We start from the raw sequence: 9,207 nt of genomic DNA on the forward strand, positions 1-9,207 counted from the left end.
CGTACCTCGGCCCGGGTGAGCGTGTGTCCCGATTCGCGCCGCCTGTCCGGTAGGTGACTGTCAAGCCGCTACAAATTCCGCCGGAAGCGCTTGGAATCCGAGCCGCGGGCCTATTAACGTTCGATAACGCAGCGCGGTCGTCACTGCCGTCACGAGAGACGGCACCGTGCGCCGTCGCCGAATCCTGAAAGTGCACCACCACGAGCCACAACTCGATACAGATGCACCAGAGGAACCGGGGAACCAACCCTTGCCGGACATCTCGGCGAGGATGGGGTGAATCGACAAGTCCCGTTCATGGGCGGGCAGTTCGTAGGAGACCTTCCTGCTCCGAACCCGTCAGCTAACCCGGTAGGCGAGAGGGAAGGAAAGGAGAACGCCCCCGTGGCGTCCAACAGGTATGCCCCCGAGGGCACGCACGGCCCGTACCGGGACGATGACGAGTCCGGTACGTACGGTGTCGTCCACGACTCCTACGGCGCGCACCACGACTACGGCACCTACGGCCAGTACGACACCGGTCAGTTCCACACAGGCCAGTTCGACACCGGCCAGTACGACACCGGTCAGTTCCACACCGGCCAGTACGACACCGGCCAGTACGACACAGGCCAGTTCCACACCGGTCAGTTCGACACGTACGGCTCGCTGCTGACCGAGACGTACGAGCAGCCGGCAGTCACCGAGGCGGTCGCGGCCCCCGAAACCGACTCCGGCCAGGACCACGACCACGCCCCCGACTCCGGCCCGAGCGCCGTACCGGCCTCCGTCTTCGCGCCCCGGGACGACGCCGAGCTTCCTCGCGAGGAGTGGAACCCCACTGCGGAGTCGGTGCGCCCCGTCCGCGGACGCCACAAGGTCGTCAAGCAGCGCGGCGGCAGCATGGCCCGCAGCGGCGCGGTTCTCGGCGTAGGCATGATCGCGGCGGTCGGCGCGGGCGGCATCGCCACCGCCCAGGAGAGGCCGCCGGCCATCTCCATGCAGGATGTCTCCGCCGCCACCGACACCGCCGCGAGCCTCTTCGGCGGCGACTCCGACGAGACCGTCGCCGGCTCGCCGCTGACCCAGGCGGCCGTGACCGAGGACGACGCCAAGGCCGGACGTACGGACGCCGGCGAGGCACTGCGCTCCCGCATCCTCGCCCAGGCGCAGCAGGCCCAGGCACAGGCGGACGCCTCCGCACGCGAAGCAGCGGCCAAGAAGGCCACCGCCGCCGCCGAGGCCAAGGCCGCCAAGGCCGACGCGGAGAAGCGCCGCAAGGCGGAGGCCGCCCGCCTCGCCAAGCTGGCCAAGAGCTTCGCGCTTCCCGTCTCCGGCTCCCAGCTCACCTCCAGCTTCGGCGAGGCCGGCAGCCTGTGGAGCAACGACCACACGGGCCAGGACTTCGCCGCCTCCACCGGTACGCCCATCAAGGCCGTCGGCTCGGGCACCATCAAGGAGGCCGGCTGGGCCGGCTCGTACGGCTACCGCACGATCCTCGAACTCAACGACGGCACCGAGGTGTGGTTCGCCCACCAGTCCTCGGTGAGCGTCTCGGCGGGCGAGAAGGTCGCTGCCGGCGACACCATCGGACGCGTCGGCGCCACCGGCAACGTCACCGGTGCCCACCTCCACATGGAGGTACGGCCCGGAGGCGGCTCGCCGATCGACCCGCTGGCGTGGCTGAGAGGCAAGGGCCTCAGCATCTGACGGCCGGTGCTCCGATGACACAGGCACGGACCGCCCGCGCGGCGCACCTCCCACTTCCCCGGTGGAGCACCGCACCGCGACCCTGCCCGGCACCGGCCGGGCGGGGGGTACGGCCGCAGCCTGCGGCACGGACTGCGCCGGTCTTACGGGACGTGCCGGACGTACCGGACGTGCGGGTCTGACACGCACGCAGGCGGAAGTCCGGCGGGCCGCGCCCGCAAGGTGACCGCGGCCTCTCAGGTCCCACCGGTTCCGTTCCGCCGCCGCTGCGCGTACCGTCCCGAGGACCATCCGCGCCGCCGCCGCCTCGCACCGCCGAGGTGCGCTGGAACGACGCACGATTCGCCCGAGCCCCTCGGCGTGCACGAGGAGGGGACGAGGCGGCGGCGGACGGGGGCTCCGAACCCCCGCACATGGCCCCGGCGGCCCTGGTGGACCACCCCCCGACACCAGGGTCGTCGGTCTTGATGCAGCAACGCGGGTTTCATCCAGGGGTGCGGTTCACGGGACAGCGCTACGGTCGGGGTCATGCCTGACAACGCCAACTCCGCCCCGAAAGCCGACGCCGACCCCCACTCCGGTGCGCACGCCCAAGCAGCCGCAGACACACACGAGTTCGGCACGTCCCAGCGCCGCCCCCTCGGCGGGCTGTCCGTCTCCCCGCTGTGCCTCGGCGGCAACGTCTTCGGCTGGACGGCCGACGAAGCCACCTCCCACGCCGTCCTCGACGCCTACACCGCTGCCGGCGGCAACTTCATCGACACGGCAGACGTCTACTCGGGAATCCGCCACGGAGTGAGCGGCGGAAGCGACTCCGAGACGGTCATCGGCAACTGGACGGCCTCACGCGGCAACCGCGACGACGTCGTCATCGCCACCAAGGTCGGCGCGCACCCCGACCGCAAGGGCCTCTCGGCCGCCAACATCAAGGCGGCGGCCGACGATTCGCTGCGCCGCCTCCGCACGGACCACATCGACCTGTACTACACGCACTTCGACGACGAGAGCGTCGAGGTCTCCGAGATCGTCACCGCCCTCGACGACTTGGTACGCGCGGGCAAGGTCCGCGAGATCGGCGCCTCCAACATCTCGCCCGAACGGCTCGCCGCCTCGCTCGACTTCAGCAAGCAGTCGGGCGCAGCCCGGTACACGGCCCTCCAGCCGCACTACAACCTCGTCTCACGCGACACGTACGAGGGCACGCCCGCGCAGGTCGCCGACGCGCACGGCCTCGCCGTCATGCCGTACTTCGCCCTCGCCATGGGCTTCCTCACCGGCAAGTACCGTCCCGGGCGCACGGCCGCGGACAGTCCCCGCGCGGAGAGGGCGTCCAAGTACCTGGACTCGGAACGCGGCCGGCGCGTCCTGGTCGCCCTCGACGAGATCTCCTCCGCCCGCGGCACCGAGCCGGCCACGGTGGCCCTGGCCTGGCTGCTGACCCGGCCGACGGTCACCGCACCGATCGCCAGCGCCCGCTCGCTCGACCAGCTCAAGCCGCTGCTCGCCCTTGCCGACGTCGAGTTGACGCCGGAGGAGGCGGCGCTGCTGACGGACGCGTCAGCCTGACGGCCCGTGCTGCCGGGGCCCGGTGCGAAGCCGTGCCCCGGCTGCGCCGTGACCTCCTATGCCGGGACCTCCTATGCCGGGACCTCCTACGCCGTGACCGCCTACGCCGTGTCCTGGTCCCGCAGCTCTGCCAGCCGCACCAGGTCGTCGCGGACCGACTCCCGCTCTGCGTCCGTGAGTTGGACCGCTGCCGCCTCCTCCATGGACCGGGCCGCGGTCGCCGCGTCGCCGAGCCGCGCGGCGACGTCCGAGCGCAGCACGAGCAGGCGCAGGAGCTGAACCGGGGTGGGCTGCTCGTCCGCGAGCTTCAGCACTCGGTCGATGATCTTCGCCGCGCCCTGCGGATCGTCGCGCGAGTCCGCGAAGAGCGCCGCGTAGTGCAAGGCGCGGGCGAAGGTCTCCTCGGGTGCCGGCCGGTGGCTCTGGTCCTCGCTCGTCTTCTTCCCGATCCGGATGCAGTTGCCGCCCGGATCGGACATGAGGAACTGCCGCACGCCGTACGACATGTCCTTCAGCGGACCGATCCGGGGCAGCCCACGCGTCGGGACTCTCCCGTACGCCGCCTTGAGCCCGGCCCGGAACGCCTCGTACAGCGCGTCGACGTCATCGGTGAGGACGTAGCAGGTGCTCATCGACTCGGCCGGCTCGTACTTCTTCATCCCGAAGAACTGCAGCTCGATGCCGCCCCGTTCGACGACCGCGAACGGATTCGGGCTCTTCTGCTGGAAGGTCACCTCGAAGCCGAGCGCGGTGTAGAAGTCGAGGACCGGCTGCAGGGTCCGGCACGGAAGGATGGGGATCGTCTTCTCGCTCATCCTGGGCAGTCTAGTCAAAGTTGATTAGCAAGCGACAGGGGCAGGTCCTGGTCACGGTGGTCTTTCCGCAGGCGTGCTCCGGCGCTCAGCGTCTGGGCTGGCCGTAGGCGTGCTCGACGCGCAGCCGTACGACCTGACGGCGGTCGGCGATCATCGCCGCGCGGTACTCGTCCCAGTCGGGGTGCTCGCCCTGGATCGCCCGGTAGACGTCGATCAGCTCATCGACGGCGTCGTCGTCCGGTTCGGTCGCGACGGCCGTCAGATCGGCCGTGCCCTCGGCGACCGTCCAGGCCCACCCGTCCTGACTGGTGACGTGGAAGCTCGCACGGGGGTCGCGCAGCAGGTTGCGCGTCTTCGCCCGGTCGGCCGTGACGGAGATGCGGACGAGCCGACGCGCGGAATCGTAGGTGTAGTTGACGTTCGACAACTGCGGTCGCCCGTCACGCTTCAACGTCACCAGCACGCCCAGCTTGTGCTCGGAGAGCAGCGCGAGCAGTTCTTCGTCCACGGGGTCGTCCCTTCCGGCCCTAGAGTCGGCCGCCCTTCACGGCGGCCATGAACGCGCCCCAGCCGCCCGCCGGAAAGACGAGCACGGGGTCGCCGCTGCCACTCTGCTTGCTGTCCCGCACGGGCACGACGCCGGACACGCCGCGGGCGACCTCGACGCAGTTACCGCCGTCGCCGTTGCTGTAGCTGCTCTTGCGCCAGAAGGCACCGGTCAGATCAACGCGAGTGGTCATGTCTGTAGTCCTCTGCCGCGGCCTCGATCATCGTCAGGGACGCCCTGGGCGGTGATGCGGCGGCCCTCAGCAGATCGTACGACTTCGTGTACTTCGCCACGAGAGCCAAGTCGTCGATGGACTGACCACTGTGCAGGGACTCCGTGTACGCCAGCGGCGGAGCCTCGTCGAAGGTCATCATCATCACCGAGCCGACCATGAACGGGTGCGCACCGGCGTTCAGCGGAAGCACTTGCGTAATGATCCGTCCCCGACGTGCCAACTCCGCGATATGGGTGAGCTGTTCAGCCATGGCACCGGCCTGCATGATCGGCTGCCGAAGCAGCAACTCATGCAGGATCACCCAGTATTCGGGGGTCTTCGGATCGTCGAAGAGGCTCGCCCGCTCCAGACGTGCACAGACCTTCCGGTCGACGCCCTCCGTCAGGTCGAGCGGATACTGCGCCCGAACGACAGCCCTGGCGTATGCCTCCGTCTGCAAGAGCCCGGGGATGAGGGTCGGCGACCACTCCTCGATCGTCCGGGCGCGCTTCTCCTGCTCGGCCACGTCGGCGAAGTATTCGGCGTGGCCGCCGCGGCGGGCCTTGCGCGCATCGCCGCAGCGGCGCTCGAAGAACCCGTCGGTGCCGAGCACGTGATCGGCGTGGCGTGCCAGGTCGAGGGGCATCCGGCGGTCACCCATCTCGATCTGGCTCAGGAACGCCACGCTGTAGAAACATCCCTCGGCCAACTCCTGCAGCGTCAGCCCGGCTTGCTCCCGCTTCCAGCGCAACTCGGCACCGTAGAACGCGGGCACGCTGGCCGCGGCGTCGACGTCCTTGCGTGGCGGCATGGTTGATGACCTCCGGATTCAGCACGGTTCGCAGCTGAACGTGAACCTCTGTCACATTACGCGCCCACCCTCCACGCTGTGAGCGATACGTCACACAGCGCACAGGAGGGCCGTCGTCATGAACCCGTCCCCACACCCGCCGGCACCCGGCCCGAACCCCGGAGAACCGGAACCGCCCCGGGACGCGGCCACGGCCTGCGTGGAACAACTACGCGCAGCACTCGCCGACCACGACATCAAGCTCCCCTCCCTCACCGTGGACGCCCCCACGTACGCGAGCACCACCCCGTACGCGCACCCGCTCGTCTCCCTGGGCAACTGCCGTCTGGACGTGGCGCGGAGGCTCATCGAGGTACTGCGCGCAGCCGGCCCGGGGGGACGTACCGGTGAGCGCTGACGACACGGCCGAAGTCTCGGCGCCGCAGGCTGAGTTGCACCGCCGACAGCTCGCCCGCCGGTGCTGCGTCACGCTGACGATCCCGCTCCTCGCAGAACCGGAAGCCCTCGCGCCCGTACGGCACCGCGTCGGCGCCTGGTTCGAACTGTGGGATCTGCCCGAGCTGACCGAGACGGCCCGCCTCTGCGTCAGCGAACTGCTCACCAACGTCATCGTCCACATCGGCACGGGCACCCCGGCCACCTTCCATGCCTCGATGGCCGGGCCCCACCCCCGCCTCTCCCTCACCGACCCCGTCCCGGGCCCTCTCCCGGCTCCCCGACTCCCCGGCACGAAGGCGGAATCGGGCCGCGGCCTGGCCCTCCTCGAAGCCCTCACGCACCGTTGGGGCGTCACCCAGCACGGCGCGGCCAAGACGATCTGGTGCGAGCTCAGCAGCGACAGCACTGTGTGAGGTAGCAGGAGCCTGCGTGGTCCTGTGGCTTGGGAGGGTGTGCAAGTAGTTTGAGTACGGGTCGGCAGACTTATGATGCGGGACGCGATGTCAGTGGTCTCTGTCACGCTCAGTGATGACGGACAGCAATCGGTGTCCGCCAGGCAAGAGGGAAGGGAGAGGTGCATGAGCGACGCTGAGCGTACTTTCACCTCAGTTGAGATTTGCGCTGGGGCGGGCGGACAGGCCGTTGGACTGCACAACGCCGGCTTCCGGCACAGTGCTCTGATCGAGGTCGATGCCCACGCCGTGGCCACGCTCAAAAAGAACGTGAATAATAACGACGAATGGGCTGGCTGCCGAGTTCTCGATCGAGATCTGACCCAATTCTCCTGGACGGAGCTTGGACTGCAGGAAGGTGAGCTGGACCTCCTCGCGGGTGGTGTTCCATGCCCGCCCTTTTCGGCAGCTGGCAAGCAACTGGGTCAGGACGATGAGCGGGACCTCTTTCCAGTCATGCTTGACCTGGTAGATGATCTTCAACCCAGAGCCGTAATGATTGAGAACGTCCGAGGTCTGCTTGAACCGTCGCAAAAATTCCACCACTACCGAGAGCATGTGATCAAACCCAGGCTGCGAGCGGCCGGATATGAGATCTGCATGTGGAAGGTACTTGAGGCAGGCGACTACGGGGTTCCGCAACTGCGGCCACGCGCAATTCTAGTGGCAATGCGGCCGAAGTACGCGAAGTACTGGCACTGGCCAGACGCGTCGCCCCTGCCGCAGGTGACAGTTGCGGAAGCGCTCGCTGACTCCATGCGGGCCAGGTTCGGTTCCACCTCAAAAGGGAAGGCAGCGTTCAAGCGCTGGTATGAAAAGGCTCAGACTGGTATTGCGCCCACGCTCGTGGGGGGGTCGAAAAAGCATGGCGGCGCTGACCTAGGTCCGAGTCGCGCGAAGGCAGCGTGGCGAAAACTCGGCGTCGACGCTATGGGTGTCGCGAATGAGCCGGGGGATATGAAAGACCCTGAGCGGGACCTCTACGGCAGAGATAAACAGGGCAACGTAATCGGGCCAAAGCTCACGGTCAGTCAGGCTGCGATCATCCAGGGCTTCCCAGAGGGGTGGGAGTTCACTGGCCGTAAGACCGCCGCCTATCGCCAAGTGGGAAACGCATTCCCTCCGCCAGTTGCACAGGCGGTGGGCGAGCGAATTCTCGCGGCTCTCAAGGCTGGGATTATGGAGCCAAGCCGAGGGCCAGAGTTTGAGCATGGCAGAATCTTTGAACTCCCCGTCTCATCCGCTCCGTTGCGGCCGAAGGCTGCTGACCGTGGCGACGATCTGCAGCGCACAGGCGTCGGGTGACTCGTGCTCCCAGAACCGGAGCACGGTCCAGCCAGCCTCGGCTAGCCGACTGTCGGTGTCCTGATCACGAATTATGTTCCTCCTCACCTTGTCTGACCAGTAATTTGAGTTGGTCCGAGGCGCCACGTAGTGCTGAGGGCAGCCGTGCCAATAGCACCCGTCGATGAAGACAGCCACTTTCGCTGGGCGGAATACCATGTCAGCGGTACGGCGAAGGTCTGCCAACGGTCTTGCGCACACACGGTACCTGAGGCCCTGCGCGTGTACGAGCCGCCGGACTTTCCACTCGGGTTTGGTGTCCCGGCTGCGTATCGCCTGCATGTTGCGCCGCCGGGACGCTGTGGAAGCCCAAGAGCCATTTTCAAGAGGCTGACTCTCACTCATCGCGAAGTCGGTGGTGCTTTTTTCTTTCATTCTCAATCCGTTTGATCTCAGACCTGATTGAACCGGATGGCCAGGGTTCCCAGTGCGCAACCCTGTACCATGACAGGGATCGCTTTGTATCTGGTTCAGTTGTTCTCTTCGACAGGATGATCCAGCCAAGGTTTCGAATTTCTCGAAGTCTTCTCTGCCAGTCATCCTGATGCTGCTGCATGGAGGCAACCACTTTGATCAGCTCTGAAGGTACCCAGTCACCTTCGAAGGCCTTCAAGAGTTCGCCGATCCGTTTATATGGGTCTTCGTGGTGCGCGGCCTGACTGATCTGGTCTGCGTATTCGTCGTAGGTTGCGAACCATGCTTGTTTGCCAGAATTGCATCGCTCGCACAGTGGTTGCAGGTTTTCCAAGGTGTCTGACCCTCCCCAGTCACGAGGCAGCTTGTGGTCGACAACCAGAACGATGTGGTGATCAAGTGGGGTCATGCCGCACTGAGCACAGCGCTGAGGGGCCAGTACTTGCGCTCGTTCCCGTTCACTTAGCTGCCTTCTCGGGCCATCCTTCGGCCGACTGTGCCGACCGCGCAGGACATATCGGTGTTCTTGACCCTGGCGAATTGTTTCGACGGCAAAATAATCACGCAAATCGCGAAGTCGTCTGTCTGTTTGCGCTGGAGCCTGGCCGCCGTGGATCTCGGCGATGTGCGAGCGAATCTCCTGCATTGTCGGGGGGTTGGCGCGCTGCGAATGCAGATAGCGGTAGATGTGAAGGTGGGAAGTACTAGGGAGCAGCTGCTTGACCTCGGACGAATCTGGATCAGGCAAGGGGGAGGCGGTCTCGTCGCCCGGCTCGCTTACACCAGCAGCAGACATGTGAAACTCCTTGCTTGAACCGGAGACCTGGGCCAAGGCACCTGGACTGAAGAGACGATGCTAGTGACCTGAGTCGGAGTTTTGGCGTTGGTTGGGTGTGACTCGTCCTGGACCGAAGCTT

The 9,207-nt window shown here is 66.7% G+C and carries 11 protein-coding genes and 1 riboswitch; of the genes, 5 read left to right on the forward strand and 6 right to left on the reverse strand.

The window, feature by feature from the left end:
• Positions 1–193: 193 nt before the first annotated feature.
• Positions 194–373, forward strand: a riboswitch (cyclic di-AMP (ydaO/yuaA leader).
• 278 nt (positions 374–651) lie between these two features.
• Positions 652–1,689 (forward strand): M23 family metallopeptidase, encoded by a 1,038-nt coding sequence (locus tag ACFPA8_RS17540; protein WP_386449534.1) that lies wholly within the window; start codon positions 652–654, stop codon positions 1,687–1,689.
• A 528-nt stretch (positions 1,690–2,217) separates the two neighbouring features.
• Positions 2,218–3,255 carry an aldo/keto reductase gene (locus ACFPA8_RS17545; protein WP_386449403.1) on the forward strand — a complete coding sequence of 346 codons (1,038 nt, stop codon included), beginning with the start codon at positions 2,218–2,220 and terminating at the stop codon, positions 3,253–3,255.
• Positions 3,256–3,356: 101 nt separating this feature from the next.
• Here the strand turns inward: ACFPA8_RS17545 and ACFPA8_RS17550 are convergent, their stop codons facing one another.
• The 4 genes from ACFPA8_RS17550 to ACFPA8_RS17565 form a co-directional block, all read right to left on the reverse strand.
• Positions 3,357–4,070, reverse strand: a complete 714-nt coding sequence (locus ACFPA8_RS17550; RefSeq protein WP_386449405.1) for a bleomycin resistance protein — start codon at positions 4,068–4,070, stop codon at positions 3,357–3,359.
• A gap of 85 nt (positions 4,071–4,155) precedes the next feature.
• Entirely contained in the window at positions 4,156–4,578 is a 423-nt protein-coding gene (locus ACFPA8_RS17555) for a PPOX class F420-dependent oxidoreductase (protein ID WP_386449407.1), read from the reverse strand.
• Positions 4,579–4,597: 19 nt separating this feature from the next.
• Positions 4,598–4,810: a DUF397 domain-containing protein gene (locus tag ACFPA8_RS17560; protein WP_386449409.1), complete on the reverse strand. Its 213-nt coding sequence runs from the start codon at positions 4,808–4,810 to the stop codon at positions 4,598–4,600.
• Positions 4,794–5,642 (reverse strand): helix-turn-helix domain-containing protein, encoded by an 849-nt coding sequence (locus ACFPA8_RS17565; RefSeq protein WP_386449411.1) that lies wholly within the window; start codon positions 5,640–5,642, stop codon positions 4,794–4,796. Before ACFPA8_RS17565 ends, ACFPA8_RS17560 begins: the two co-directional genes overlap by 17 nt.
• Positions 5,643–5,760: 118 nt before the next feature.
• Here ACFPA8_RS17565 and ACFPA8_RS17570 point away from each other — a divergent pair, with 118 nt between their 5' ends.
• From ACFPA8_RS17570 to ACFPA8_RS17580, 3 genes are all read left to right on the forward strand, one after another.
• Positions 5,761–6,039, forward strand: a complete 279-nt coding sequence (locus ACFPA8_RS17570; RefSeq protein WP_386449413.1) for a hypothetical protein — start codon at positions 5,761–5,763, stop codon at positions 6,037–6,039.
• Positions 6,029–6,493: an ATP-binding protein gene (locus tag ACFPA8_RS17575; RefSeq protein ID WP_386449415.1), complete on the forward strand. Its 465-nt coding sequence runs from the start codon at positions 6,029–6,031 to the stop codon at positions 6,491–6,493. Before ACFPA8_RS17570 ends, ACFPA8_RS17575 begins: the two co-directional genes overlap by 11 nt.
• 165 nt (positions 6,494–6,658) lie before the next feature.
• The gene (locus ACFPA8_RS17580) at positions 6,659–7,837 is read left to right on the forward strand and encodes a DNA cytosine methyltransferase (protein ID WP_386449416.1); all 1,179 of its coding nucleotides are present in this window, start codon (positions 6,659–6,661) and stop codon (positions 7,835–7,837) included.
• On the opposite strand, the gene ACFPA8_RS17585 is transcribed toward ACFPA8_RS17580, so the two are convergent.
• Positions 7,769–8,251, reverse strand: coding sequence for a very short patch repair endonuclease (locus ACFPA8_RS17585; RefSeq protein ID WP_386449418.1), 483 nt, complete (start codon positions 8,249–8,251; stop codon positions 7,769–7,771). The two genes, ACFPA8_RS17580 and ACFPA8_RS17585, sit on opposite strands and share 69 nt — an antisense overlap.
• On the reverse strand, positions 8,214–9,086 hold the full coding sequence (locus tag ACFPA8_RS17590) for an HNH endonuclease (protein WP_386449420.1): 873 nt from the start codon (positions 9,084–9,086) through the stop codon (positions 8,214–8,216). Before ACFPA8_RS17590 ends, ACFPA8_RS17585 begins: the two co-directional genes overlap by 38 nt.
• Positions 9,087–9,207 lie beyond the last annotated feature (121 nt).

Source organism: Streptomyces ovatisporus (assembly GCF_042653885.1).
In the GTDB taxonomy this organism is placed as follows: domain Bacteria; phylum Actinomycetota; class Actinomycetes; order Streptomycetales; family Streptomycetaceae; genus Streptomyces; species Streptomyces ovatisporus.